This is a genomic window from Streptomyces sp. NPDC017246, from assembly GCF_044331325.1.
In the GTDB taxonomy this organism is placed as follows: domain Bacteria; phylum Actinomycetota; class Actinomycetes; order Streptomycetales; family Streptomycetaceae; genus Streptomyces.
In genome coordinates, this window is record NZ_JBIRMW010000017.1 from 44,784 (window position 1) to 68,166 (window position 23,383).

26 protein-coding genes are annotated in these 23,383 nt (G+C 73.0%); 16 read left to right on the top strand and 10 right to left on the bottom strand.

What is annotated here, in order from left to right; translation table 11 throughout:
* Nucleotide 1: 1 nt before the first annotated feature.
* The 5 genes from ACH4MY_RS31280 (at nt 2) to ACH4MY_RS31300 (ending at nt 4,016) form a co-directional block, all read left to right on the top strand.
* Nucleotides 2–817 carry a hypothetical protein gene (locus tag ACH4MY_RS31280; protein ID WP_398007188.1) on the top strand — a complete coding sequence of 272 codons (816 nt, stop codon included), beginning with the start codon at nt 2–4 and terminating at the stop codon, nt 815–817.
* Entirely contained in the window at nt 814–1,686 is an 873-nt protein-coding gene (locus tag ACH4MY_RS31285; RefSeq protein WP_398007190.1) for a hypothetical protein, read from the top strand. Before ACH4MY_RS31280 ends, ACH4MY_RS31285 begins: the two co-directional genes overlap by 4 nt.
* 225 nt (nt 1,687–1,911) lie before the next feature.
* On the top strand, nt 1,912–2,484 hold the full coding sequence (locus ACH4MY_RS31290; protein WP_386475647.1) for an FABP family protein: 573 nt from the start codon (nt 1,912–1,914) through the stop codon (nt 2,482–2,484).
* A gap of 40 nt (nt 2,485–2,524) precedes the next feature.
* Nucleotides 2,525–3,040, top strand: coding sequence for a Fur family transcriptional regulator (locus ACH4MY_RS31295; RefSeq protein ID WP_398007192.1), 516 nt, complete (start codon nt 2,525–2,527; stop codon nt 3,038–3,040).
* A 10-nt stretch (nt 3,041–3,050) separates the two neighbouring features.
* Nucleotides 3,051–4,016 carry a YgfZ/GcvT domain-containing protein gene (locus ACH4MY_RS31300; RefSeq protein WP_398007193.1) on the top strand — a complete coding sequence of 322 codons (966 nt, stop codon included), beginning with the start codon at nt 3,051–3,053 and terminating at the stop codon, nt 4,014–4,016.
* 24 nt (nt 4,017–4,040) lie between these two features.
* Here the strand turns inward: ACH4MY_RS31300 and dtd are convergent, their stop codons facing one another.
* A complete protein-coding gene (dtd, locus tag ACH4MY_RS31305) occupies nt 4,041–4,466 on the bottom strand; it encodes a D-aminoacyl-tRNA deacylase (protein WP_398007195.1) in 426 nt (141 codons plus the stop codon).
* 139 nt (nt 4,467–4,605) lie between these two features.
* Between dtd and ACH4MY_RS31310 the strand changes: the two genes are divergently transcribed.
* The 5 genes from ACH4MY_RS31310 (at nt 4,606) to ACH4MY_RS31330 (ending at nt 10,297) form a co-directional block, all read left to right on the top strand.
* Nucleotides 4,606–5,226 carry an ABC transporter substrate-binding protein gene (locus ACH4MY_RS31310; RefSeq protein ID WP_398007197.1) on the top strand — a complete coding sequence of 207 codons (621 nt, stop codon included), beginning with the start codon at nt 4,606–4,608 and terminating at the stop codon, nt 5,224–5,226.
* A gap of 83 nt (nt 5,227–5,309) precedes the next feature.
* Nucleotides 5,310–6,554, top strand: coding sequence for a GNAT family N-acetyltransferase (locus tag ACH4MY_RS31315; protein ID WP_398007198.1), 1,245 nt, complete (start codon nt 5,310–5,312; stop codon nt 6,552–6,554).
* A gap of 208 nt (nt 6,555–6,762) precedes the next feature.
* Complete coding sequence (locus ACH4MY_RS31320) at nt 6,763–7,563, top strand: TetR/AcrR family transcriptional regulator (RefSeq protein WP_398007200.1); 801 nt, start codon at nt 6,763–6,765, stop codon at nt 7,561–7,563.
* Complete coding sequence (locus tag ACH4MY_RS31325) at nt 7,560–8,201, top strand: TetR/AcrR family transcriptional regulator (RefSeq protein ID WP_398007202.1); 642 nt, start codon at nt 7,560–7,562, stop codon at nt 8,199–8,201. The genes ACH4MY_RS31320 and ACH4MY_RS31325 overlap by 4 nt, the downstream gene beginning before the upstream one ends.
* Before the next feature lie 107 nt (nt 8,202–8,308).
* Nucleotides 8,309–10,297, top strand: coding sequence for a HelD family protein (locus tag ACH4MY_RS31330; protein WP_398007203.1), 1,989 nt, complete (start codon nt 8,309–8,311; stop codon nt 10,295–10,297).
* Here ACH4MY_RS31330 and ACH4MY_RS31335 read toward each other — a convergent pair.
* The 3 genes from ACH4MY_RS31335 to ACH4MY_RS31345 all read right to left on the bottom strand — a co-directional run bounded on the left by ACH4MY_RS31335 (nt 10,209) and on the right by ACH4MY_RS31345 (nt 13,321).
* The gene (locus ACH4MY_RS31335) at nt 10,209–11,216 is read right to left on the bottom strand and encodes a helix-turn-helix transcriptional regulator (protein ID WP_398007204.1); all 1,008 of its coding nucleotides are present in this window, start codon (nt 11,214–11,216) and stop codon (nt 10,209–10,211) included. The two genes, ACH4MY_RS31330 and ACH4MY_RS31335, sit on opposite strands and share 89 nt — an antisense overlap.
* Complete coding sequence (locus ACH4MY_RS31340; protein ID WP_398007431.1) at nt 11,213–12,613, bottom strand: MFS transporter; 1,401 nt, start codon at nt 12,611–12,613, stop codon at nt 11,213–11,215. The genes ACH4MY_RS31335 and ACH4MY_RS31340 overlap by 4 nt, the downstream gene beginning before the upstream one ends.
* A 222-nt stretch (nt 12,614–12,835) precedes the next feature.
* A complete protein-coding gene (locus tag ACH4MY_RS31345; RefSeq protein WP_398007206.1) occupies nt 12,836–13,321 on the bottom strand; it encodes a MarR family winged helix-turn-helix transcriptional regulator in 486 nt (161 codons plus the stop codon).
* A 76-nt stretch (nt 13,322–13,397) separates the two neighbouring features.
* On the opposite strand from ACH4MY_RS31345, the gene ACH4MY_RS31350 reads away from it, so the two are divergent.
* Nucleotides 13,398–13,889: a hypothetical protein gene (locus ACH4MY_RS31350; protein WP_398007208.1), complete on the top strand. Its 492-nt coding sequence runs from the start codon at nt 13,398–13,400 to the stop codon at nt 13,887–13,889.
* Nucleotides 13,890–13,994: 105 nt separating this feature from the next.
* Here the strand turns inward: ACH4MY_RS31350 and ACH4MY_RS31355 are convergent, their stop codons facing one another.
* The 3 genes from ACH4MY_RS31355 to ACH4MY_RS31365 all read right to left on the bottom strand — a co-directional run bounded on the left by ACH4MY_RS31355 (nt 13,995) and on the right by ACH4MY_RS31365 (nt 15,746).
* A complete protein-coding gene (locus ACH4MY_RS31355) occupies nt 13,995–14,570 on the bottom strand; it encodes a DinB family protein (protein ID WP_398007210.1) in 576 nt (191 codons plus the stop codon).
* A 231-nt stretch (nt 14,571–14,801) separates the two neighbouring features.
* Entirely contained in the window at nt 14,802–15,218 is a 417-nt protein-coding gene (locus ACH4MY_RS31360) for a VOC family protein (RefSeq protein ID WP_327163399.1), read from the bottom strand.
* Between the two features lie 132 nt (nt 15,219–15,350).
* Entirely contained in the window at nt 15,351–15,746 is a 396-nt protein-coding gene (locus ACH4MY_RS31365) for a helix-turn-helix transcriptional regulator (protein WP_398007212.1), read from the bottom strand.
* Nucleotides 15,747–15,842: 96 nt separating this feature from the next.
* Between ACH4MY_RS31365 and ACH4MY_RS31370 the strand changes: the two genes are divergently transcribed.
* The 3 genes from ACH4MY_RS31370 to ACH4MY_RS31380 all read left to right on the top strand — a co-directional run bounded on the left by ACH4MY_RS31370 (nt 15,843) and on the right by ACH4MY_RS31380 (nt 17,408).
* Entirely contained in the window at nt 15,843–16,346 is a 504-nt protein-coding gene (locus tag ACH4MY_RS31370; protein ID WP_398007214.1) for a helix-turn-helix domain-containing protein, read from the top strand.
* 52 nt (nt 16,347–16,398) lie between these two features.
* A complete protein-coding gene (locus tag ACH4MY_RS31375; RefSeq protein ID WP_398007215.1) occupies nt 16,399–16,971 on the top strand; it encodes a hypothetical protein in 573 nt (190 codons plus the stop codon).
* An 89-nt stretch (nt 16,972–17,060) separates the two neighbouring features.
* A complete protein-coding gene (locus tag ACH4MY_RS31380) occupies nt 17,061–17,408 on the top strand; it encodes a DUF2516 family protein (RefSeq protein WP_398007217.1) in 348 nt (115 codons plus the stop codon).
* 149 nt (nt 17,409–17,557) lie between these two features.
* On the opposite strand, the gene ACH4MY_RS31385 is transcribed toward ACH4MY_RS31380, so the two are convergent.
* From ACH4MY_RS31385 to ACH4MY_RS31395, 3 genes are all read right to left on the bottom strand, one after another.
* A complete protein-coding gene (locus tag ACH4MY_RS31385; protein WP_398007219.1) occupies nt 17,558–18,793 on the bottom strand; it encodes a PP2C family protein-serine/threonine phosphatase in 1,236 nt (411 codons plus the stop codon).
* A 315-nt stretch (nt 18,794–19,108) separates the two neighbouring features.
* Entirely contained in the window at nt 19,109–20,158 is a 1,050-nt protein-coding gene (locus tag ACH4MY_RS31390) for a C40 family peptidase (protein WP_398007220.1), read from the bottom strand.
* Nucleotides 20,159–20,435: 277 nt separating this feature from the next.
* The gene (locus tag ACH4MY_RS31395; protein WP_398007222.1) at nt 20,436–21,230 is read right to left on the bottom strand and encodes a class I SAM-dependent methyltransferase; all 795 of its coding nucleotides are present in this window, start codon (nt 21,228–21,230) and stop codon (nt 20,436–20,438) included.
* Between the two features lie 205 nt (nt 21,231–21,435).
* On the opposite strand from ACH4MY_RS31395, the gene mshA reads away from it, so the two are divergent.
* Entirely contained in the window at nt 21,436–22,803 is a 1,368-nt protein-coding gene (gene mshA, locus ACH4MY_RS31400) for a D-inositol-3-phosphate glycosyltransferase (protein ID WP_398007224.1), read from the top strand.
* The gene (locus tag ACH4MY_RS31405) at nt 22,796–23,296 is read left to right on the top strand and encodes a YbjN domain-containing protein (RefSeq protein WP_398007226.1); all 501 of its coding nucleotides are present in this window, start codon (nt 22,796–22,798) and stop codon (nt 23,294–23,296) included. Before mshA ends, ACH4MY_RS31405 begins: the two co-directional genes overlap by 8 nt.
* Nucleotides 23,297–23,383: the final 87 nt, after the last annotated feature.

Below are 23,383 nucleotides of genomic sequence, written 5' to 3' on the forward strand. Positions count from 1 at the left end.
CGTGACCGAACCCCTGACCGACTCCGTTCACGAGGTGCGGCCGGCCGGGAGGAAGAAGGGCGCCCGGCGAGTTCTGCTCGGTGTGGTCCTGCCCGCCGTGGTGGTCCTCGGCCTGGTCGGCGGCGGCGTCACGTACACCGCCGTCACCGTCTCCTCCGCCGACCGCACCGCGCCGACGGAGCTGTGGGGTGCGACCGGGAAGACCGCGCAGGACGAGGACCCGGCCGCCGCGCTGACACGCGGCAAGGCCGGAACACCGCTGAGCAAGCTCCTGCTGCCGCTGCCGGAGGGATACGAGTTCGGTCCCGACGAGGAGCTGTACGGGAACGACGGCGAGCTCGGCGCCGCCGAGGCCACCGCGCTGATGAAGCAGGTGGGCGAGGGGCTCTCCGGCAAGAAGCGCCGCGCGTTCGAGAAGAACATCGACAAGCTCGGGGTCGAGGGCATCGGAGTCCGCTCCTTCGCCGATCCGGACAACGACGTCGTCGTCTCCATCGAGATCGCGCGGATGAAGGACAAGAAGCGGATCAAGGAGAGCTACCGGCTGCGCACGGAGGTCATGGACGCCCTGGAGGCCCGGAAGGGCCCCAAGGTGAAGGACCACCGGAACGCCGTCTGCTACCGGTCGCCCGTGGACGATTCGCTGGACAAGAAGGAGCGGGCCACCGCGCTGGAGGAGATGATCTGCCTCGCGTACGACTCCGAGGTCCTCGTCACCGTCAAGGCGGCGGGTGCCAAGCCGTTCGACATGACGCGGGTGGCGGACCTGCTGAAGAAGCAGCTCGACCACATCGAGTCTCCGGGGGAGTACGTATGACCGAGCAGACCCAGACCCAGACGCAGCCGGAGCCCGAGACGCGGCCGGAGCCCCAGGCCCAGCCGGAGCCCCAGGCCCCGCAGGTGCCCGTGCTGCCCGCCCCCGCGCCGAAGAAGTCGAGACGGCCGCTGCTCTGGGGGATCGTCCGCTGGACCGCCGCCGTGCTCGTCTGCGGCGGTGTCGGCACCGGTGCGGCCATGGGGATCACCGCCATGGAGCGCACCGACGTGCCGGGGCTCGCGACCGAGTCCGACGGCCGCTGGGAGTACCCGAAGCTCGCCCTACCGGCGCTGCCCGAAGGCACCCTGCGTCCCTACACCGACGGCAACGACGGCGAGATCCACCACGCCGACCTGCGGAAGCTCCTGCTGCCCGCACCGACGGGCGCCACGGTCGACCCGAAGCTGAAGGGCGGCTGGGCCGGCCTCGACTCGTACCTCGCGCTGCTGGCGGAGAAGGACCGCGGCGAGGTGAAGGAGTACATGGCGGACTCGGCACTCCGGCACGTCGCCGCCCGCGGCTGGACCACGCCGGACGGCACGACCACCCGGATCCACCTGCTGCGGTTCTCCTCCGTTGCGTACTCGGAGGCGTTCAAGGACGAGGTCACGCGCGAGATCTCCCAGAGCAGCCGGCTGCCCCTCGGGGTCGAATCGGCGGAGATCGACACGGCCACCCAGGGCGTCGACGTGCCGTACCTCTCGCTCTACTCCTACAAGGAGACGGAGCCGTACGGCCCCCTGCAGACCCGCTGGTCGTACATCCAGGCGGGTGACACGTTCGCGGTGATCACACAGACCCGGAAGGGCGAGGTGCTGACCGTGCCGTTCCAGCAGACCGTGGCCCTCCAGGCACAGCTGCTGGGCTGATCATCGGCGAGACCCACCTCACCGAGTGGGCCGGGCCCCCGCCCACTAAGCTGGGGTCCGGCCCGTTCCGCCTTCACCGCTCAGTCGAGGAGCACCCTGTGATCATCTTCTTCGAAACCCTCCTGGTCCTGGTCGCCGTCGGCGTGATCGCCTTCGCCGGTCTGGCCGTGAAGAAGCTGTACCAGGGCCAGCGCTAACCACTTCTAGAGAACGCCAGAGCTGCTCATGATCGAGATCCCGTCCGACCTCAACCCGGACCTCGTCCCCCTCGCGTTCCTGCTCGGTACGTGGGAGGGCGCGGGCGTCTCCGACTTCCCCGGCGCCGAGAAGTGCAACTTCGGCCAGTCCGTGACGTTCAGCCACGACGGCCGGGACTTCCTCGAGTACACCTCCCACTCCTGGGTCCTGGACAACGAGGGCAACAAGGTCCGTCCGCTGGAGAGCGAGAGCGGCTACTGGCGCATCGACAAGAACCGCCAGGTCGAGATCGTCATGGTCCGCGACCAGGGCATCGTCGAGATCTGGTACGGCGAGCTCGCCGACCAGAAGCCGCAGATCGACCTGGCGACGGACGCCGTCGCCCGGACCGCGGCCTCGGGCCCGTACACCGGTGGCAAGCGCCTCTACGGCTACGTCAAGAGCGACCTCATGTGGGTGGGCGAGAAGGCGACCCCCGAGGTCCCGCTGCGGCCGTACATGTCGGCGCACCTGAAGAAGGTCGTGACGCCGGAGGAGGTCGCGGAAATGGCCCGCAACCTCCCGGACATGCCGGACGACGGCATCGCCTTCTTCCGCTAGGACCTGGGGTGACGCGCCGCGTCCTCCTACACTGGGGGGCGTGGTGAGCACCGACTGGAAGAGCGACCTGCGGCAGCGCGGCTATCGGCTGACGCCGCAGCGCCAGCTTGTCCTGGAGGCGGTCGACGCGCTGGAGCACGCGACGCCCGACGAGATCCTCGTCGAGGTCCGCAGGACCGCCTCCGGGGTGAACATCTCCACCGTCTACCGGACCCTGGAGCTCCTGGAGGAGCTCGGGCTGGTGAGCCATGCCCATCTGGGGCACGGGGCTCCGACGTACCACCTCGCCGACCGGCACCACCATCTGCACCTGGTCTGCCGGGACTGCTCCGGGGTGATCGAGGCGGACGTGGAGGTGGCCGCCGAGTTCACCGGGAAACTCCGTGAGACCTTCGGGTTCGACACGGACATGAAGCACTTCGCGATCTTCGGGCGGTGCGCGGACTGCGCCGCGAAGGCCGAGGAGGCCGGGAAGGCCGCCGCCGGCGGCGCCGAGAAGCCGGCCGCCGACGGTGCCGCCGACCGCGCCCGGAAGGACACCCCCGCCGAGTCGTAGGCTTTCTTCCATGAAGAGCCCTCTGCTGTCCCTGCCCGGCGCCGTCGCCGCCGAAGGCCGCGACGAAGGTGTCGCCGCGCACTACGGCGACCTGTTCCGCGAGCAGCGCGCACTCGCCGGCGGACACGGTTTCGTCGACCTCTCGCACCGCGGTGTCGTCGCCGTCACCGGTGACGACCGCCTGAGCTGGCTGCACCTGCTCGTCACCCAGCACATGACCGACCTGCCGCCCGGGCAGGCCACCGAGGCGCTCATCCTCTCCGCGAACGGGCACATCGAGCACGCCCTGTACCTCGTCGACGACGGCGCGACGCTGTGGGCGCACGTCGAGCCGGGGACGCGGGAGGAGCTCGTCGCGTACCTGGAGTCGATGAGGTTCTTCTACCGGGTCGAGGTCGCCGACCGTACGGACGACATCGCCGTCGTCCACCTCCCGGCCGGCTCCATCGCCGAGGTGCCCGAGGGCGCCGTCGTACGGGAGACCCCGCACGGCCGCGACCTCTTCCTGCCGCGCGCGGACCTGGAGGCCTTCGGCGCCTCGCACGGGCCGGCCGCCGGGATCCTGGCGTACGAGGCGCTGCGCGTCGAGGCCCACCGGCCGCGGCTCGGCTTCGAGACCGACCACCGGACCATCCCGCACGAGGTCGGCCTCATCGGCAGCGCCGTCCATCTGCAGAAGGGCTGCTACCGGGGCCAGGAGACCGTCGCCCGGGTGCAGAACCTGGGGAAGCCGCCGCGCCGCCTGGTCTTCCTGCACCTGGACGGCAGCGAGGTGCTGCTGCCCGGTCACGGCACCCCGATCCGCCTCGCGGCGGACGGCGAGGAGGGCCGGCAGCTCGGCTTCGTGACGAGCTCCGTCCGCCACCACGAGCTGGGGCCGATCGCCCTCGCCCTGGTGAAGCGGAACGTGCCGGTGGACGCCCCGCTGGTCGCCGGGACGACGGCGGCGGCCCAGGAGACCGTCGTCGAGCCGTAGGCCGCAGGCCGGGGCCCCGGCCTCTCAGACGTCGATCAGGACCGTGAACGGGCCGTGATTCGTGAGCGAGACGCGCATGTCCGCTCCGAACCGGCCCGTCTCCACGTGCGCGCCCAGTTCCCGCAGCCGGTGCACGACCTCGTCGACGAGGGGCTCGGCGACAGTGCCGGGCGCCGCCGCGTTCCAGGTGGGCCTGCGGCCCTTGCGGGCGTCTCCGTAGAGCGTGAACTGGGAGATGACGAGCAGCGGCGCGTTCACGTCCGAGCACGACTTCTCGTCGTCCAGTACCCGGACGGACCAGAGCTTTCTGGCCAATTGGGCGGCCTTCTCCGGGGTGTCGTCATGGGTCACCCCGACCAGCACGCACAAGCCCTTGCCGGTGATCTCACCGACGGTCTCCCCTGCGACGACGACACTCGCGCCGTCCACCCTCTGCACCACTGCACGCATACGCCCCAACCTACCGAGCGGCCGCCAGTCCGGCGGATGAGGGGCCGAACGGGTGCAGAGCGCCTGCACGCGTGCGTGCAGGAGTGGCACCATGCGTGTCAGGCGGTGCGGCTCCGCACCGGTCGAGGGGACGATTCTCATGAGTGCACCTGGCACCGGGCCGACGCCGTCCGGCCCCGTACCGCTGATCCGCTCCGGAACCCGGGGTGGTGGACCGGGCGGAGGCCCGGCCTCGCGACCACCCGTGCAGCGGACCGCCGAGCCCGCCCTGCCGGACCGGGCGCAGCCGGACCTCGGCGCGCTGCGGCTGCCGGAGCTGCGCGCGCTGCGCCGGGAGGCGCAGAGCGACGAGGCGGACCTGAGCTATGTGAGGCGGATGCTCCAGGGCCGGATCGACATCCTGCGGGCCGAGCTGGCACGCCGTACCGATCCGGAGTCCCCGGTCCTCGACCGGCTCTCCGAGATCCTCGCCGACGTGCCCTCCCGGCACCGCAGTTCGGCCCGGCACGTGACGCTGTCGACGCCACGCAGCGAGGAGTACCGGCGGCTCGCGACCGAGATGCTGTCGGAGGTCGAGCTGTCGGACCTGACGGCCCGGACCGACGACGAGCTGCACACGGGGATGGGGCGGCTCGCGGGGTACGAGCAGCAGATCTCGCGCCGTCGGCAGCACCTCCAGCGGACCGCCGACGACTGCAGCGCGGAGATCGCACGCCGCTACCGGGAGGGCGAGGCGCAGGTCGACGACCTGCTCGCGTGACCGTGTCGGGGCCCGGAGCCGCCCTTTCGCCGTGCGGGAAAACTCGGGTGCGGGTGCGCCGGGGCCGTGCGTAGGGTCGAAGGATGACTGTCGACGTACGCGCGGTGGCGGAGTCCGAGTTCTCCGGCTGGCAGCGCGCCCTGCGCACCGGATTCCTCCGCCCGCCGGTCGTGACCGACGCCGAGACCGCCGACCGGCTGGCGCACGCCGATCTCGCGCGGACGCTCGGGGCCTTCGACCGGGACCGGATCGTCGCCACCTTCCGGTCCTTCCGGCAGGAGGTCAGCACGGTCGGCGGGGGCAGCCTCACGGCCGACGCGATCACCCAGGTCACGGTCTCCCCGACGCATCGAAGGCGTGGGCTGCTCAGCCGGATGATGACCGCCGACCTGGCCGCCGCCAAGGAGCGGGGCGACGCGATCGCGACCCTGATCGCCGCCGAGTACCCGATCTACGGGCGGTTCGGCTTCGGCCCGGCGAGCTGGGCCGCCGAGTGGAGCGTGGACGTGCGCCGGGCCGGTCTCGACCCGCGCCGTTCGGGCCGCCCGGAGGACGGGGGCCGGATCGACCTCAGCGACGCCGAGGAGATCCGCAAGGTGGGCCCCGAGGTGCACCGCCGGCTCGGGGGTGTCCGCGCCGCGGTCACCGACCGGTCCCCGCGCGACTGGGCGGTCGGCACCGGCCTCGGTGTGCGGAGCGAGCCGTGGAAGGAGCCGTTCTACGCGATCTACCGCGCGGAGTCCGGCGAGGCCGAGGGGTTCGTGGCCTACACGGCCGACGACAAGTGGGACGACGCCAAGCAGCCGTTGAACACGGCGACCGTACGGGACCTGATCGCGGTCACCCCGGCCGCGGAGCGCGCCCTCTGGCACTACCTCTGCTCCGTCGACTGGATCACCACGGTCCGCTCCGGCTACCGCGCCACCGACGATCCGCTGCCGCTGCTCCTGCCGGACCCGCGTGCCGCGAAGGTGCTGACGCACGCGGACATGCTGTGGGTGCGGGTCCTCGACGTCGTCCGGGTCCTGGAGAGCCGGACGTACCCGGTGGCGGACGGTCTGGTGCTCGATCTGCGGGACGGGGACGGGCTCGCGGGCGGGCGCTATCGCCTGGACGCCTCCCCGGACGGCGTCTCCTGTGTCCGTACGGCGGAGTCCGCCGATCTCGCCTTCGACATCGCGGAGTTGGGCACGCTCGTCTTCGGCGACGAGTCGGCGGTACGGCTCGCCCGGCTCGGGCGGATCGAGGAGCTGACGGCGGGCGCGGCGGGCCGCGCCGACCTGCTGTTCCGTACCTCGCTGCGCCCGTTCTCGCCCGACATCTTCTGATCCCGGGGAGCCTTCCGGCCCCGCGCATGGCTCACCTCGCGCACGGCCGGCCCCCGCGCACGGCTGCCCCGCGCATCGGTGGACCCGGTGCGACCGTGTGGACTGGCACCCGTCGGCGTACTGCGTATGCCATACGCGTTACTGCGTAAGGGTTACGCATTACTAGGATGGGCGTCAAGCGTGCGAGGTGGCCGGGAGGCGGCGGGTTGTGACGAACGGCGAGGAACGTGCGGGCGGCGGCGCGGAGGCCGACGGTGGCGCCGGGGGCGGCGGGAGCTTTCTGCCGCCGAGCATCGAGGCGGCCTGGGGGCTCCGGGAGCGCCCCTCGAAGGGGCCCAAGCCCGGCCTGACCCTGGACCGGATCGTCGACGCGGCCGTCTCCCTCGCCTCGGCCGAGGGGATCGGCGCCGTCTCCATGGGCCGGGTCGCCAAGGAGCTCGGCGCCTCGACGATGTCGCTCTACCGGTACGTCTCCGCCAAGAGCGAGCTGTACGTCCTCATGCGGGAGGCCGCCACGGGCGCCCCGCCCGAGCTCTTCCCGCCCGGCACCGGCTGGCGCGAGGCGCTGGAGTCCTGGGCCTGGGCGCTGCGCGAGGTCTACATCCGCAACCTCTGGATGCTGCGGCTCCCCGTCTCGGGCCCGCCCGCGACACCGCATCTGGTCGCCTGGTGGGAGAAGGCCCTCGTCGCCCTGGAGGGCACCGGCCTCGACGCGGGCCGCAAGATCTCGGTGACCCTGCTGGTCGGCGGTTTCGTCCGGAGCGACGCCCTGGTCATGGCCGACCTCGCCGCCGTCATCGCCACGGGCGGCGCGAGCCCGGAGGAGGTCCTCGCCCGCTACGGCCGCACCCTGCGGCGGCTCGCCGACCCGGAGAGGTACCCGGAGGTGGCGCGTGTGCTGGCCTCGGGGGTGATGGACGTCGCCGACGACCCCGAGACCGAGTTCCGCTTCGGACTCACCCGGATCCTGGACGGGGTCGCCGTGCTGGTGGAAGGGCGTGCCTCATGACCTCGGACCGCGGCGCCGCCGCTCCCGGGCTGCGCGAACGGAAGAAGGAGCGCACCCGGCAGGCCCTGTCGGACGCGGCCGTCGCGCTCTTCCTGGAGCGGGGCTTCGACGCCGTCTCGGTCGCCGAGGTGGCCGCCGCCGCCGAGGTCTCCAAGCCGACCCTCTTCCGGTACTTCCCCGCCAAGGAGGACCTGGTCCTCCATCGGTTCGCCGATCACGAGGACGAGTCGGCCCGGGTGGTGGCCGAGGGGCGTCGTGCCGGTACGGCGCCCCTCGACGCGCTGTACGCGCACCTGCTCGACGGCCTCGCCCGGCGCGATCCGGTCACCGGGCTCTGCGACCACCCGTCGGTCCTGTCGTACCTCCGGCTCCTGTACGGCACGCCGGCCCTGGTCGGCCGCCTCCACGCGTACCGGGTGAGGTCGGAGGCGGCCCTCGCGGACGCGCTGGCCGCCGGCCCGGGCGACCCGCTCCTGGCGCGGCTCGCCGCCGGGCAGATCGTGACCGTGCTCCGGGTCCTCGCGGAGGAGAACACGGCCAGGATCGCGGGCGGGGAGACGGCCGACGGGCTGGAGGCGGAGGCGGTGGCGGCGGCGGGTCTCGCCTTCGGGGCGCTGCGGGAGGGGCTCCCGTACTGAGCCCGGCCAGGACCCGTACGAGGGGCCGCTCCGGTGTGCCGCCCGAAAACCGCTCGTAGACAAGTAAAAAATGTAACCCAGTAACGTTTTCGGTTAGGCTTGCCGGAATGACGGAACTGGACCTTGAGCTCGCCCGCGAACGCTCCCATCACGACGCCTGCCGCGCCGCCCTGATCCGCATGACCGAGAACGTCGCCGAACAGGTCGTCACCGGCGAGGACACCGCCGCGTCCGGCGCCGACGCCGAGGCGCTCGGCCGGCACCTGCGCAGCCGCGCCAAGGAGATGAGGGAGCAGCCGCCGGGGCCGCTGTTCTTCGGGCGCCTCGACCTGGACGACGGGCGGATCCACCACATCGGCCGCCGCCGGATCGGCGAGGACCCCGCCGCCCCGCCGCTCGTCGTCGACTGGCGCGCGCCCGTCTCCCGCGCCTACTACCAGGCAGGCGCCCACGACCCGCAGGGCGTCCTCCGGCGCCGCCGCTTCGGCTGGGCCCCGTACAGCGGCGGCGTCTCGGAGGACCTGACCGCACTGGAGGACGAACAGCTCACGGCCGGCGGGGCGGTGACGGTCAGCGCCCTGCTCGCCGGGGAGATCGAGCGCCCCCGGGTGGGCCCGATGCGGGACATCGCCGCCACCATCCAGCCCGAGCAGGACGATCTCGTACGCTCCGACCCGGCCGCCTCCCTCTGTGTGCAGGGCGCGCCCGGCACCGGCAAGACCGCCGTGGGCCTGCACCGGGCCGCGTACCTCCTCTACACCCATCCGCAGCGGATCCGCCGCTCCGGCCTCCTCGTCCTCGGCCCCCACCGGGCCTTCCTCTCCTACATCGCCGAGGTGCTGCCCTCGCTCGGCGAGACCGGTGTCCGCCAGGCCACCCTCGACGAGGAGATCGCCCGCCACCCGGTCCGCGCCGAGGACGGCGGGGCGGCGGCCCGGATCAAGCACGACGCGCGGATGGCGGGGGTGCTGCACCGGGCGCTGTACGGCAGGGTCGACCCGGCCCCGGCGGACGACCTCGCCGTCCCGGACGGCTCGTCCCACTGGCGGCTGCCGGCCGCCCGGCTCGCCGAGATCGTCGCGGACGTACGGGAGGAGGCGCCGCCCTACGCGACCGGCCGCGAGCGGGTCCGCGCCCGGATCGTCCGGGCCCTCCAGCTCCGTGCCGAACGCCGCTGGGGCCCCATGGGCGCGGCCTGGGCGCGGCGGATCGAACGGGCCGGGGCGCTGACCGCGTTCCTCGACGCGTGCTGGCCGAGGACCACCCCGGAGGAGGTGCTCGCGGACTTCCTCACGGACCCCGCCGACCCGGCCCTGACCGGGGCCGAGCGGGCGGCGATCCGCTGGGAACGGCCGCCGCGGTCCTTCCGCTCGGCGCGCTGGACCGCCGCCGACCTCGTCCTCCTCGACGAACTCGCGGGCCTGATCGAACGGCCCGAGAGCTACGGCCACGTCGTCGTCGACGAGGCCCAGGACCTCTCGCCCATGGAGTGCCGGGCGATCGCCCGCCGCACCGCCTTCGGTTCGCTCACCGTCCTCGGCGACCTGGCCCAGGGCACCACGCCGTGGGCGGCCCGCGACTGGCACGAACAACTCGCCCACCTGGGCAAGGCCGGGGCGCCCGTGGTGCCCCTCACCCTCGGCTACCGGGTCCCCGCGGCGATCGTGGACCTCGCCAACCGGCTCCTTCCGCACCTGGGCGCGGACGTACCGGCGGGCCGATCGGTCCGCGGGGACGGCGAGGTGACGTTCCGCCGGGCGACGGACCTCCTCGCCGCCACGCGCGAGGCCGTACGGCAGGCGCTCGCGTCGGAGGGCTCGGTCGGGGTGATCACGGCCGACGGCCCGGCGGGCCGGGTGGCGGAGGCACTGCACGGGTGCGGGGAGCGGGTGACCGTGCTGCCCGCGAGCCTCGTCAAGGGCCTGGAGTTCGACCATGTCGTCGTGGTCGAGCCGGCCGCGATCGTGGCCGCCGGGGCGCGCGGACCGAACCGGCTGTACGTGGTGCTCACACGGGCCGTGTCCCGGCTGACGCTGGTGCACGCGGCGGAGCTTCCGGAATGGCTGACGGCGCCGACTGCTCGTAGAGCAGGGTGAGTTCGGCTCCGATGCGGGCGAGGGCCGTACGCGCCTCGGGCGGGTCGAGGAGTTCCACGCGGGCGCCGAGACCGGCCAGCCGGGCGGCGATCACCTCGGGGGAGGGGCCGTCCGCCTCGAAGGGCGTCCAGCCGTCCCCGGTGCGTGTCCCGTACCGTATCCGCCCGCCGATCACGGCCTCCAGGACCGGCTCCGTGCCGGGGGCGGCCCGGCCCCGTACCGTCGCGGCGACCATCCGGTCCTCCATGCGGGCGGCCAGCGCACGCCAGGCGGTGGGCAGGTCGAAGCCCTCGGGGCGTACGGCGGGGGCGCCGGTCCCGGTCACGGAGGTGACCCGGCCGATCCGGAACGTCCGCAGCCCGTGCTCCGTGTCCGCGACGAGATAGCGGACCCCGGACTTCGCGGCGATCCCGAGCGGCTGGACGGTCCGCTCGCTCGGCTCCCGGCCGGGGCGGGCGTAGCCGATCCTGACCTCCCGGGCCTCGACCACCGCCCGCTGGAGCGGGGCGAGCAGGGCCTCCTCCGTCTCCGTGCCCGCCCAGTCGGTGCCGTCGGAGATCCCCGCGCGGGCGGCGGCCTCCGCGCCCTCGCGGAGCGTCGCCGGGAGGGCCCGTACGAGCTTCCGCAGCGCGGTCCGGGTCTGCGGGCTCGCGCCGGCGTCCGGCCCGGTCAGCAGGAACAGCTCACGGATCTCGGGGGCGGTGAGGCCGGTCAGGTCGGTACGGGCTCCGCCGACCAGGGACCAGCCGCCGCCCTGGCCGGCCTGGGAGTAGACCGGGACCCCGGCGCTCGCGAGCGCTTCGAGGTCCCGGCGGGCGGTCCGTTCGGACACGTCCAGTTCCGCGGCGAGTTCGGCGGCGGTGACGCGCTGCCGGGTCTGCAGGAAGAGCAGGGCGGCGACGAGTCGGTCGGCTCTCATGGAGCCATTGTCGCCGGGGCCTTCGCCTCCTCGGGCGCCTCCTGCTCCGGGCGGGCGGCCGGGCGGCGCAGGACGGTGAAGGCGATGGCCAGGGCGGCGAGGAGGAGACCGGCGCCGACGGCGAAGGCCAGGTGGTAGCCGCCGGTCAGGGCCTCGGCGGCGGGCCGGCCGGCCCGGGTGAGGGACTCGGTGCGGGCGGCGGCCAGGGTGGAGAGGACGGCGACGCCGAGGGCCATGCCGATCTGCTGCGTGGTGTTGAAGAGGCCGGAGGCGAGGCCCGCGTCCTTCTCCTCGGCACCGGACATGGCGAGCGAGGTGAGAGCGGGGAGCGCCAGGCCGAATCCGGCGGCGAGCAGCATCACGGGGAGCAGATCGGTGGCGTAGGAGGCGTGGACGGGGACGCGGGTCAGCAGACCGAGGACGCCGAGGAGCAGGACGAGGCCGGTGAGCAGGACGTTCCGCTCGCCGAAGCGGGCGATGAGGGGGGCCGAGACGGTGAGCGAGACGGCGCCGATGACGGCGGCGGCGGGCAGCATCGCGAGGCCGGTCTCGGCGGCGCCGTATCCGAGGACCTTCTGCAGGTAGAGCGCGACGAGGATCTGGAACGAGAAGAGCGCGGCGACCATCAGCATCTGGACGGCGTTGGCGCCGGAGACGCTGCGCGAGCGGAGGATCCGCAGGGGCATGAGCGGGTTCGCGGCCTTCGCCTGACGGACGAGGAACCCGGCGAGCAGGACGGTCGCGAGGGCGCCGAGGCCGAGGGTGTGCGCCGAACCGGCCCCGTACTCCTCGATCTTGACGACCGCGTAGATCCCGGTCATGAGCCCACCGGTGACGAGCAGCGCGCCGAGGACGTCGGCGCCGGCCCCGAGCCCGAGGCCCCGGTCGGAGGGGAGGGCGTGGAGGGCCACGAGGAGGGTGGCGAGGCCGATGGGCAGGTTGATGAAGAAGATCCAGTTCCAGGCGAGGGCGTCGGTGAGGACACCGCCCAGGACCTGACCGAGGGAGGCGCCGGCGGCGCCGGTGAAGCTGAACACGGCGATGGCGCGGGCGCGTTCCCCCGGCACGGTGAAGAGCGTGACGAGGATGCCGAGACCGACGGCGGAGGACATCGCGCTGCCGACGCCCTGGAGGAAGCGGGCGGCGATGAGGACGCCGGGGGAGGTGGCGACTCCGGCGAGGAGCGAGGCGGCGGTGAAGATCCCGGTGCCGACGAGGAACATCCGCTTGCGGCCGATCAGGTCGCCGAGGCGGCCGGCGAGGAGGAGGAGCGAGCCGAAGGCGATCAGGTAGGCGTTGACGACCCAGCTGAGGCCGACCGGGGTGAAGCCGAGGTCGCTCTGGATGGCGGGCATCGCGACGGTGACGATGCTGCCGTCGAGGATCGTCATCAGCATGCCGGTGGCGAGGACGCCGAGGGCGAGCCGGCGGGAGGGGATGCGGGCGGAGGTGGGCACGGGGATCACTCCTGTTCGGTGGAGCCGACAGGAGTGACATTAACAGAAGGTTTTGTTGCAGACTATTTTTTACGGAACGGATTTGGGGTGGGGTGGGGAGAGGGGTCGGAGTGCGTGTGGGGGTGGGGGCCGGGGCGTCAGCGGGCCCGGTCCGGGCGGCCCCTAGCCGCGCTGACGCGCCCGGCGGGCGGGCCTCGGGCTCTCGACCGGGGTCTCCAGATGGCCGGTGACCAGCCGGTTCATGGCGCGCAGCAGAACGGTGCGCTCGTCGTCCGGGAGGGAGGCGAGGGCGCTCTCGTGCACCCCGTCGACGATCTTCTGGCTCTCGTGGGCGACCTCGGCCCCCGCCTCGGTCACGGCGATGATCCGCGCGCGCCGGTCGGTGCTCGACGGCCGGCGCTCGGCGAGCCCGGCCTTCTCCAGGGCGTCCACGGTGACGACCATGGTCGTCTTGTCCATGTCCCCGATCTCCGCGAGCTGCGCCTGGGTGCGCTCCTCCTCCAGGGCGTGGACCAGGACGCAGTGCATCCGGGGGGTGAGACCGATCGCGTCGAGCGCGGCGGACATCCGGGTGCGCAGGACGTGGCTGGTGTGGTCGAGGAGGTAGGAGAGGTCGGGCTCGGTGCGGGTGGGCGCCATGGCGGTCATGCCTGTCAGGGTAACGAGAATCGATCCGTAACGGATTATCGAGAAGGGGACGAGGTCGCGGGGCCACGATGGAGGCATGACGGATCCGTCTCCCCTGCTCTTCCTGGACGTGGACGGCCCGCTGATCCCCTTCGGGGCGGCGAACGGCCGGGAGTACCCGACGTACCCGCCGACGCCGCCCGTGTCCGTGAGCCCGCTGCTCGCACGGCTCGACCCCGCGCACGGGCCACGGCTCGCGGCACTGCCGTACGAACTCGTCTGGGCGACGACCTGGGAGGAGGACGCGAACACCTGGGTCGCCCCGCGACTCGGGCTGCCCGTACTGCCGCTCCTGCCGTGGCCTCCGGGCGACGGGCCCGCCCTCGCGCCCGGACTCCACTGGAAGACGCCGGAGCTCGTGGCGTGGGCGGCCGGGCGGCCGTTCGCCTGGGTGGACGACGAGATCGGTGCCGCCGACCGGGCCTGGGTCGCCGCCCACCACCCGGGCCCGGCGCTGCTCCACCGGGTGGACCCCGGCCGCGGGCTCACGGACGCGGACTACGAGTGGCTCGCGGCCTGGGCGGGGTGAGCGGACCCGGGGGATCCGCAGGCGTCCGTGACGGTCCCCCGCGCGCGGACCGCGGGGGACCCGCGAAGCGGGGGCCTACCCGCCCCCGACCCGCGGGACGGGTGCCTACACGCCCCGCGCGCCGTCGATCCGCTCGCGCAGGAGGTCCGCGTGGCCGTTGTGGCGGGCGTACTCCTCGATCATGTGGACGAGGACCCAGCGGAGCGAGACCGTGCCGCGCCAGCCGTCGTGTCCCGAGACGTCGAGGTCGGGGGCGTCGGCGGCGAAGCGCTCGGCGAAGTCCACCGCCTCCCGCCAGGCCTTCCAGGCGAGGTCGACGGACGCGGGGTCGGCCGAGGCGCCGTCGAAGTCTCCGTCCGGGTCCTCGGCGGAGGACCAGAGCGGACCGGCGTCGTCCTGCCCGGCGAGCACCGCCTGGAACCAGCGGCGCTCGACGTCGGTGAGGTGCCGGACGAGGCCGAGCAGCGAGAGGGTGGACGGTTCGACGGCCCGGCGGGCGATCGCCGCCCCTCCCTCGACCTCGTCCAGGCCCGCGCACTTGAGGACCAGGGTCGCCCGCTGGTCCGCCAGGAACCCGGCGAGCATCGCCCGCTCCCCACCGGCCGTGGGTCCGGAGAAGCGCCGGGGCGAGGCGCTGCCCGTCTCGTCGAGGACGTCCCCGCGGCGCTGCCGACCGCTCACCACGGCTGCTCACCGCTCCCGGGGGCGGGGACGCTCTCCCCGGCGTGCGGCGGTACGGGGCGCCGAATGCATTCAACTGGCATGTGGAACCTCCCTGTTGACCTTGGCCACATGGTGGCACGGCGAAGGTCGACAGGGAGGCTCGGCCGGACGGGGGTAGGGCCGCGGGCTTACGCGGACCAGGGGAAGGGACGCATGGGCCGGGGGAAGCGCCGCAGGGGCCGGGAAGGGTTACGCGGAACGGGGCTGGGTGAACCGGAGCATGTTGCCGGCGGGGTCGCGGAAGGCGCAGTCGCGGACGCCGTACGGCTGGTCGACCGGCTCCTGGAGGACCTCGCCGCCTGCCGCCCGGACGTGCTCGAAGGTGGCGTCGACGTCCTCGGTCGAGAAGATCACGCCGCGCAGCATGCCCTTGGCGAGCAGCTCGGCCACGGCCTGGCGGTCGGCGGGGGAGGCGTTGGGGTCGGCGAGCGGCGGTTCGAGGACGATCTCGACGTCCGGCTGCGCGGGCGAACCGACGGTCACCCAGCGCATCCCCTCGAAACCGACGTCGTTGCGGACCTCCAGGCCGAGGGCGTCGCGGTAGAAGGCGAGCGCCTTGTCGTGGTCGTCGACGGCGATGAAGCACTGCGAGAGCTTGACGTTCATGCGGTCGACGCTACGGCCGGGCGCCGGATTCCGCTTCTCCGATCCTGACCGTTCGGCGGCGCGCCGTCGGGCCCGGCCTGGGGATCCGGTACGGGCCCGAGGCCGACACTTCCGGCCGGTGTACGTCCGCGGTCAGCTCTTCCGGACCGGCCGGGTCCGGACCTTGGCGACGCACGCGGGGATGGCGGCGCCGTCCTCGTGGCGACGGGCCCGATAGGAGGACGGAGTCTCGCCGACGAGTTCGGTGAAGCGCGAGCTGAACGACCCGAGCGAGGTGCACCCGACGGCGAAGCAGACGTCCGTGACGCTCAGATCGCCCCGCCGGAGCAGCGCCTTGGCGCGTTCGACCCGCCGGGTCATGAGGTAGCTGTACGGGGACTCGCCGAAGGCGGCGCGGAAACTGCGGGCGAAGTGCCCGGTCGACATGAGGGCGACTCCGGCGAGGGCGGGAACGTCCAGCGGGAGCGCGTAGTCGCGATCCATCACGTCCCGCGCCCGGCGCAGCCGTACCAGGTCCTCCAGCGTCACGCCCACCAGCATGGCAGCGGGTGCCCTCCGTCCGCATCTGCATGCAGATGCAAGCGGGTGCTTGCAATAGTTAGCAAAGGCTGGCATGGTCGGGGCATGGCATCGCTCAACGTCGGCAATCTCGGTGAGTACCTCCGCGAGCAGCGGAGGACCGCACAGCTGTCCCTGCGGCAGCTCGCCGACGCCGCCGGGGTGTCGAATCCGTACCTGAGTCAGATCGAGCGCGGGCTGCGGAAGCCCAGCGCCGAGGTGTTGCAGCAGGTCGCGAAGGCCCTGCGGATCTCCGCCGAGACGCTCTACGTACGGGCCGGGATTCTCGACGAGAAGGAGCGGGACGAGCTGGAGACGCGCGCCGTCATCCTGGCCGATCCCTCGATCAACGAGCGGCAGAAGCAGGTGCTGCTCCAGATCTACGACTCCTTCCGCAAGGAGAACGCCGCCGAGGCCCAGGCCGAAGCTCAGGCCCAGGCGCAAGCTCAGGCCCAGGCGCAAGCCCAGGCCCAGGCCGGACCCCGGGCCGAGGCCGGAGCAGCGGCCGCCGAGGCCGCAGCCCCCCGGCCGGCCGGCGCGCCCGATGCCGAAGAACCCCTGATTCCCTGATCCACTCGCTCGATCCACTCGCTCGAACGTCACACCCGGGAGGACCACCAGCATGGCCATCATCGACGAACTGCGTACCCCTCTCTACTTCGCCGCCGGCACCGCCGACCTCGCGGTGCAGCAGGCCAAGAAGGTTCCCGGCCTGATCGAGCAGCTCGCCGCCGAGGCGCCCGGCCGGATCGAGGCCGTGCGGAACACCGACCCCAAGGCCGTGCAGGAGAAGGTGACCGCCCAGGCCAAGGAGGCCCAGGCCACCGTGCAGTCGAAGTTCGCCGATGTCGTCGGCGGTCTCGACACGGACCTCAAGAAGCTCGGCGAGACCGCCCAGGACCTCGCCCTGCGCGGTGTCGGCGTCGCCGCCGAGTACGCCGTCAAGGCGCGCGAGAAGTACGAGGAGGTCGCCGCCCACGGCGAGGAGGCCGTCAAGGCCTGGCGTGGCGAGGCCGCCGAGGAGATCGTCGAGATCGCCGTCGTCGTCGAGCCGTCGGAGACGAAGGCCGAGGACGAGCCGGCCGGGGAGCCGAAGGCCGAGGCGTCCGCCGAGGCCGGGAAGGCGCCCACCAGGAAGACCACCGCGCGCAAGGCCCCCGCCAAGAAGGCGGCCGTCGCCGCCGAGAAGGAGTAGGGCCGGGCACCAATTCGGGTAGCCGGTGCGTTGAACCGGGTACCTTGACCGCGAGGCGCTCTTTCCCTCTTCTCTAGGCGGTGCTCAGCATGTTGCGCGCGGGATTCGACTCCCTTCTCTCTCTGGTGATGTTCCTGATCTTCACCGGCTTCGCCGTCGCCGCGCTCGTCTTCGCCGCCATGGCGCGCGAGGACGCGTACCGTGCCGCCGAGAAGCAGACGAAGAAGTTCTGGCTGATCGTCCTGGGCATCAACCTCGCCCTGAACCTGCTGTTCCCGATGCTGTTCCTGCAGATCGCGGGCGTGATCGCGGCCATCGTCTTCATGGTGGACGTCCGCCCCGCGCTCGCGCAGGTGTCGGGCGGCGGCGGCCGGGGCCGTCGGGGCGGTGGCTCCAGCAGCGACGGGCCGTACGGCCCCTACAACGGCGGCCGGTAGCCGACCGGCGACGACCGGCCGGTGGCGGCGCGGCCGCCGCGGGCAGCGGTCAAGGCCGACCGCCGGACGGCCGGACGGCCGGCGACATGACAGGTCGGGCCTGAGGACACGACGGCAGGCCCGAGGACACGACGGGCAGGGCCCGGGGACTATCCCCGGGTCCTTTCCCTTTCCAGGGCCAGGACCGCGACGTCGTCCGTGAGCTCGCCGCCGTTCAGGGACCGGACCTCCGTCACCGCCGCCTCCAGGAGCTCCTCGCCCCGCAGGCCCGACGCCAGCTGCCGGTTGATCATCCCGACCATCCCGTCCTGGCCGAGCCGCGGCGAGCCGGGTCCGGCCGAGCGGCCCTCGATCAGTCCGTCCGTGTACATGAGCAGGCTCCACGAGCCGCCGAGCTCGACCTGTCGGCGCGGCCAGCGGGCGCGCGGCAGCAGACCGAGGGCCGGGCCGCCGTCCTCGTACGGGAGCAGCCGTGCCGCCCGCCCCTGCCGGGCGATCAGCGGCGACGGGTGGCCGGCCAGGCAGAGGCCCGCGCGGCGTCCGTCGGGTGCGATGTCGACGGTGCAGAGGGTCGCGAAGATCTCCTCGCTCTCCCGCTCGTGCTCCAGGACCTGCTGCATCGTGGAGAGCAGCTCGTCCCCGCAGAGACCGGCGAAGGTCAGGGCCCGCCAGGCGATCCGCAGCTCGACGCCGAGCGCGGCCTCGTCGGGGCCGTGTCCGCAGACGTCGCCGATCATGGCGTGGACGGTGCCGTCGGGCGTGCGCACCACGTCGTAGAAGTCGCCGCCGAGCAGCGCGCGCTCGCGGCCGGGCCGGTAGCGGGCCGCGAACCGCAGGTCGGAGCCCTCCAGGAGCGGTGTGGGGAGCAGTCCGCGCTCCAGGCGGGCGTTCTCCTGCGCCCGGAGCCGTGACTCGGCGAGCTTCACCTGGACGGCGTCGGCGCGCTTGCGCTCGACGGCGTACCGGATGGCGCGGCTGAGCAGGCGTCCGTCGAGTTCCTCGCGGAAGAGGTGGTCCTGGGCTCCGACGCGTACGGCCTCGGCCGCCAGCTCGGCGTCGGCGGAGGTCGCGAGCGCGAGGACGGCGTGGCGCGGGGCGAGCCGCAGGATGTGGCGCAGGGGGGCGAGGGGGTCGTCGCCCGCGGCGGCCCGGGGGCCGGGCAGGGAGAGGTCGACGAGGACGCAGTGCACGTCGTCGGTGAGGAGCCGCTCGGCCTCGGTGAGGTTGCGGGCGGTGCGGATACGGACCCGGGTGCCGGCGGCGTCCGCCGCGTCGAGCAGTTCGGGTACGGCGAGGACACCCGCCGGGTCGTCCTCGACGACCAGGAGGGTGAGATCGGTGCGGTCGGTGCCTGTGACTGTGCCTGTCATAGCGGTGGCGTCCATAGCGGTGGCGTCGCCGGGTCCCGCAGCAGCAGAGACGATTCTCTGACGCGGTACGGATACGGGCATCGGTCCGGGTTCCTTCCCTCCCCCGAGGGTGCGCAGGGCGCCGGGTGGCGTCCCGCCCGTCCCGGACCATAGCGGTAGGGCGGTGCGCAGTGGAATGGCGATCAGCGGGTGGGCCGCCGCGTCGTTATTGGCATATGCCGCGGAAGGGGAGGTACTTGCCCTCGTACGCCGCGTGGGAGCGTCCGAAGGCAATGAGAAACGTCACGCCGGGCGGGGTCCGTCCGGTTCCCGCTCCGCGAGTGCACTCCGTCACGTCGGGCGGACGACTCCCAGGATCTCCATGGAGCCCGCACCCGCGAGCGTCACGTTCCGCCCGGGGCGGGGCGCGTGCACGATCCTGCCGTTCCCGACGTACATCCCGATGTGGCTCGCGTCCTTGAAGTAGACGATCAGGTCGCCCGGCCGCATGTCCTTGATGTCGACGCGCGGCAGCAGGCGCCACTGCTCCTGCGAGGTGCGCGGGATGGGCAGGCCCGCGGTGCCCCAGGCGCTCTGGGTCAGTCCCGAGCAGTCGAAGGAGCTCGGACCCTCCGCCCCCCACTCGTACGGCTTGCCGATCTGGCCGGTCGCGAACTCGATCGCCTTCTTCGCCGCAGGCGAGGTGTCCGCCTTCAGGCCGGCGAGGACGCCGGTGCCGAGCCAGCTGGTCTGGGCCCTGTCCCGCGCCTGTTCCTCGAGGCGGCGCAGCCGCTCGCGCTCCTCGGCGGCGAGTGCGGACTCCAGCTGCTTCGCGGCGGTGATCTTGTCGTTGATCTCCTTCTTCGCCTGGGCCTGCCGGACGCGGTGAGCCTCCAGCTTGGTCCAGTTGACGCCGGCGTCCTTGGCGTAGACGTCCAACTGCGCCTGGGTCCGCGTCATTTCGCCGAGGAGGTCCGTGCTGGCCTTCGCCCCGGCCTTGAGGCGTCCGGCGGTGTCGAGGAAGAGCTGCGGGTCGTCGGTGAGGACGAACTTGGCGTCCTCGGGAAGCCCGCCGTTGCGGTATTGGGCGCGGGCCGCGGCGCCGGCCTTCGCCTTGAGGTCCTCGATCTTCTCGCGGCCCTCCACGATCATCCGGGCGACCCGGACGATCTCGGCGGACTGCTCCTTGGTCTTCTCCTCCGCGAGGTTGTACGCGTCGGTGGCGACGGCGGCCTGCCGGTACAGGTCGTCCATCTCCTTGCGCACCTCCTCCAGGCTCTTCTTCGGCGGCGGAGGAGGCAGCGGCGCGGCCGCGGCCTGGAGGGTCAGCGCGGGCGAGGCCAGCACGGTCAAGGCGCAGATCACGGTGATCGCGGCGGTGGCGTGGCGGCGTCGGTTCACGAGCTCCCCCTCGAGTGACCAAATCTGATTTACCGTCAGTAACTTAGTGGTGACCTTGGCGATAGTGCCATGCGAAACCGGAAAGCAACAGGGGAAACCGGGGCCTGTCGGGCCTGCTCCCCCCACGGGGGACGAGTGATTCGCGCGGGGCGTTCCCGGCGTACGGGAAATTCGGCGGGAGTTGGGAAAAGAGGCACCTAGTCCCCGTCTCCGGCCGGCCCCCGCTCCCGCCCGGTCCGCCCCTCGGACTCAGGCGCCGCCGCTCCCCGCCCGCCCCTCACCCCCGGGGCGCCAGCGCCTCCCAGCGCACCGTCACCTCGCCCTGGCGCCACCGCCGGGGACCGTCCGTCAGGGGCCAGTCCGCCGCCAGGTCGCGGACGGAGCGGATCCACCGCTGCCGCGCGCCGAGCGAGGCGTACGGAGCCGCCGCCGCCCACGCCCGGTCGAAGTCCCGCAGGAACGCGTGGACCGGCTCGCCCGGCACGTTCCGGTGGATCAGCGCCTTCGGCAGCCGCTCCGCCAGGTCCGACGGCCGCTCCAGCGAACCGAGCCGGGTCGCGAAGGTCACCGTGCGCGGCCCGCTCCCGTCGAGGGCCACCCACACGTGCCGGCGCCCGATCTCGTCGCAGGTGCCCTCCACGAGGAGTCCGCCCGGCGCGAGCCGTCCGCACAGACGCCGCCAGACGGCCGTGACCTGTTCCTCGTCGTACTGGCGCAGCACGTTCGCCGCCCGGATCAGGGCGACCCGGCCGGGCACGGGGACCTCGAAGCCGCCGTGCACGAAGGAGAGGCCCTCGTGTTCGTACGGCTTCGCGGCCTCGACGCGGGCGGGTTCGATCTCGATGCCGTAGAGGCGGGTGCGGGGTTCGGCGGTGCGCAGCCGGGCGAGGAGTTCGACGGCGGTCCAGGGGGCGGCTCCGTACCCGAGGTCCACGGCGAGCGGCGGTTCGGTGGAGCGGCGCAGGGCCGGGCCGTGGACGTCGGCGATCCAGCGGTCCATGCGGCGCAGACGGTTGGGATTCGTGGTCCCGCGGGTCGGGGTGCCGACGGGGCGGGTGGTGCGCGGGGCCATGCGAAGAGCGTAAGGGGTGGGTGCCGTGGGGGCGCTCGTCCGGGCGGCTGCCCGCCCGCCCCGGCAATGAATTGGCAAAGCGCCGTGCGCGATGGAAATGAAAGGGTCCATTCCGGTGTTGTCCGGGCCGGAGGGCGCACCACGCCCTCCCGCCGTCATGCCCACGGCGCCCGAGCTCAGCCCCCCGAGCGGAAGGACCGCCGACGTGAGCCAGTACGTGTCCCGGTTCGCCGGCACCCGGCACCGGCACCCGGCACCGACGCGACTCCGGCTTCCCGGCCGGAACCGCACCCCACGCAGGGTGGCCATGCTCAGTGTCCACACGTCCCCGCTGCATCAGCCGGGCACGGGCGACGCGGGCGGTATGAACGTCTACATCGTCGAGCTGGCGAAACGACTCGCCGCCATCGACATCGAGGTGGAGATCTTCACCCGGGCCACGACCGGCGGCCTCCCCCCGGTCGTCGAGCTCACCCCCGGCGTCCTCGTCAGGCACGTCGACGCGGGCCCCTACGAGGGCCTGGCCAAGGAGGAGCTGCCGGCCCAGCTCTGCGCCTTCACGCACGGTGTGATGCAGGCGTGGGCGGGCCACCGCCCCGGCCACTACGACCTCGTCCACTCCCACTACTGGCTCTCCGGGCACGTCGGCTGGCTCGCCGCCGAGCGCTGGGGCGTCCCGCTCGTCCACGCCATGCACACCATGGCGAAGGTCAAGAACGCGGCGCTCGCCGCGGGGGACACGCCCGAGCCCGCGGCCCGCGTGATCGGCGAGACTCAGATCGTCTCGGCCGCCGACCGGCTGATCGCCAACACGGCCGAGGAGGCCGACGAGCTCGCCCGCTTCTACGAGGCGGACCCCGGCAAGATCGCGGTCGTCCACCCGGGCGTCAACCTCGACCACTTCCGGCCCGCCGACGGCCGCGCCGCGGCCCGGGCCCGGCTCGGGCTGCCGCAGGAGGCCTTCATCCCGGTCTTCGCGGGCCGCATCCAGCCGCTGAAGGCCCCGGACATCCTGCTGCGGGCCGCCGCCGAGCTCCTGGACCGGGACCCCTCGCTGCGCTCCCGCATGATCGTTCCCGTGGTCGGCGGCCCGAGCGGCAGCGGTCTCGCGAAGCCGGAGGGGCTGCAGAAGCTGGCCGCCCGGCTCGGCATCGCGGACATCGTGCGCTTCCACCCGCCGGTGGGCCAGGACCGCCTCGCCGACTGGTTCCGCGCGGCGAGCGTCCTCGTCATGCCCTCGTACAGCGAGTCCTTCGGTCTGGTCGCCATAGAGGCGCAGGCGGCCGGTACGCCGGTCGTCGCGGCTGCGGTGGGCGGTCTGCCCGTCGCCGTACGGGACGACGTGACCGGCTTCCTCGTCCAGGGGCACGATCCGGTGGACTACGCCCGTGCGCTGGGCCGGTTCGTGGCGGATCCGTCGCTGTCGGCGCGGATGGGCGCGGCGGCGGCCCTGCACGCCGGTTCCTTCGGCTGGGACACGGCGGCCTCGGGCACGGCGGATGTGTACACGGCCGCCATGCACGACCATCGGCTGCGCGACAACCGCCGTCGCGTACGCTCCCACCATGGCTGAGACCGAGGACGTTCGGCGGATCGTCGAGGACACCTTCAAGGACGCGGAACTGGAGTGGGAGTCCCCCGAGCCGGGCTCCTACGTGGTCAAACTCCCCGGGACGCGCAAGCTCTTCACGACGCTCTCGCTGCGCGTCGGCCGCCACTCGCTCTCGCTCAACGCCTTCGTCGTCCGCCACCCGGACGAGAACGAGGCGGGCGTCCACCGCTGGCTGCTCGAACGCAACCTCAAGCTGTACGGGGTGAGTTACGCGGTCGACGGCCTCGGCGACATCTACCTGGCCGGCAAGCTGCCGCTCTCCGCCGTCACGCCCGAGGAGCTGGACCGGCTCCTCGGCTCGGTCCTGGAAGCGGCGGACGGCGACTTCAACACGCTCCTGGAGCTGGGCTTCGCCTCGGCGATCCGGCGCGAGTACGAGTGGCGGGTCTCGCGCGGCGAATCGACCCGGAACCTCGACGCGTTCAAGAGCCTGACCCGGAAGCCCGCCGAGTAGCCGACTCCTCGGGCGCCGCAGAACCTCTCAACTGACCTCTTCCCGTACGGGGCTTCCAGTGCCATGCTCTCGCCCGGCGCACATCTG

Excerpts from the sequence above, each read along its gene's own strand:
- ACH4MY_RS31285 (WP_398007190.1), top strand. The coding sequence starts at position 814 with ATGACCGAGCAGACCCAGACCCAGACGCAGCCGGAGCCCGAGACGCGG.
- ACH4MY_RS31290 (WP_386475647.1), top strand. The coding sequence starts at position 1,912 with ATGATCGAGATCCCGTCCGACCTCAACCCGGACCTCGTCCCCCTCGCG.
- ACH4MY_RS31300 (WP_398007193.1), top strand. The coding sequence starts at position 3,051 with ATGAAGAGCCCTCTGCTGTCCCTGCCCGGCGCCGTCGCCGCCGAAGGC.
- dtd (WP_398007195.1), bottom strand. The coding sequence starts at position 4,466 with ATGCGTGCAGTGGTGCAGAGGGTGGACGGCGCGAGTGTCGTCGTCGCA.
- ACH4MY_RS31310 (WP_398007197.1), top strand. The coding sequence starts at position 4,606 with ATGAGTGCACCTGGCACCGGGCCGACGCCGTCCGGCCCCGTACCGCTG.
- ACH4MY_RS31315 (WP_398007198.1), top strand. The coding sequence starts at position 5,310 with ATGACTGTCGACGTACGCGCGGTGGCGGAGTCCGAGTTCTCCGGCTGG.
- ACH4MY_RS31325 (WP_398007202.1), top strand. The coding sequence starts at position 7,560 with ATGACCTCGGACCGCGGCGCCGCCGCTCCCGGGCTGCGCGAACGGAAG.
- ACH4MY_RS31330 (WP_398007203.1), top strand. The coding sequence starts at position 8,309 with ATGACGGAACTGGACCTTGAGCTCGCCCGCGAACGCTCCCATCACGAC.
- ACH4MY_RS31335 (WP_398007204.1), bottom strand. The coding sequence starts at position 11,216 with ATGAGAGCCGACCGACTCGTCGCCGCCCTGCTCTTCCTGCAGACCCGG.
- ACH4MY_RS31340 (WP_398007431.1), bottom strand. The coding sequence starts at position 12,613 with ATGCTGATGACGATCCTCGACGGCAGCATCGTCACCGTCGCGATGCCC.
- ACH4MY_RS31345 (WP_398007206.1), bottom strand. The coding sequence starts at position 13,321 with ATGACCGCCATGGCGCCCACCCGCACCGAGCCCGACCTCTCCTACCTC.
- ACH4MY_RS31350 (WP_398007208.1), top strand. The coding sequence starts at position 13,398 with ATGACGGATCCGTCTCCCCTGCTCTTCCTGGACGTGGACGGCCCGCTG.
- ACH4MY_RS31360 (WP_327163399.1), bottom strand. The coding sequence starts at position 15,218 with ATGAACGTCAAGCTCTCGCAGTGCTTCATCGCCGTCGACGACCACGAC.
- ACH4MY_RS31370 (WP_398007214.1), top strand. The coding sequence starts at position 15,843 with ATGGCATCGCTCAACGTCGGCAATCTCGGTGAGTACCTCCGCGAGCAG.
- ACH4MY_RS31375 (WP_398007215.1), top strand. The coding sequence starts at position 16,399 with ATGGCCATCATCGACGAACTGCGTACCCCTCTCTACTTCGCCGCCGGC.
- ACH4MY_RS31380 (WP_398007217.1), top strand. The coding sequence starts at position 17,061 with ATGTTGCGCGCGGGATTCGACTCCCTTCTCTCTCTGGTGATGTTCCTG.
- ACH4MY_RS31385 (WP_398007219.1), bottom strand. The coding sequence starts at position 18,793 with ATGGACGCCACCGCTATGACAGGCACAGTCACAGGCACCGACCGCACC.
- ACH4MY_RS31395 (WP_398007222.1), bottom strand. The coding sequence starts at position 21,230 with ATGGCCCCGCGCACCACCCGCCCCGTCGGCACCCCGACCCGCGGGACC.
- ACH4MY_RS31405 (WP_398007226.1), top strand. The coding sequence starts at position 22,796 with ATGGCTGAGACCGAGGACGTTCGGCGGATCGTCGAGGACACCTTCAAG.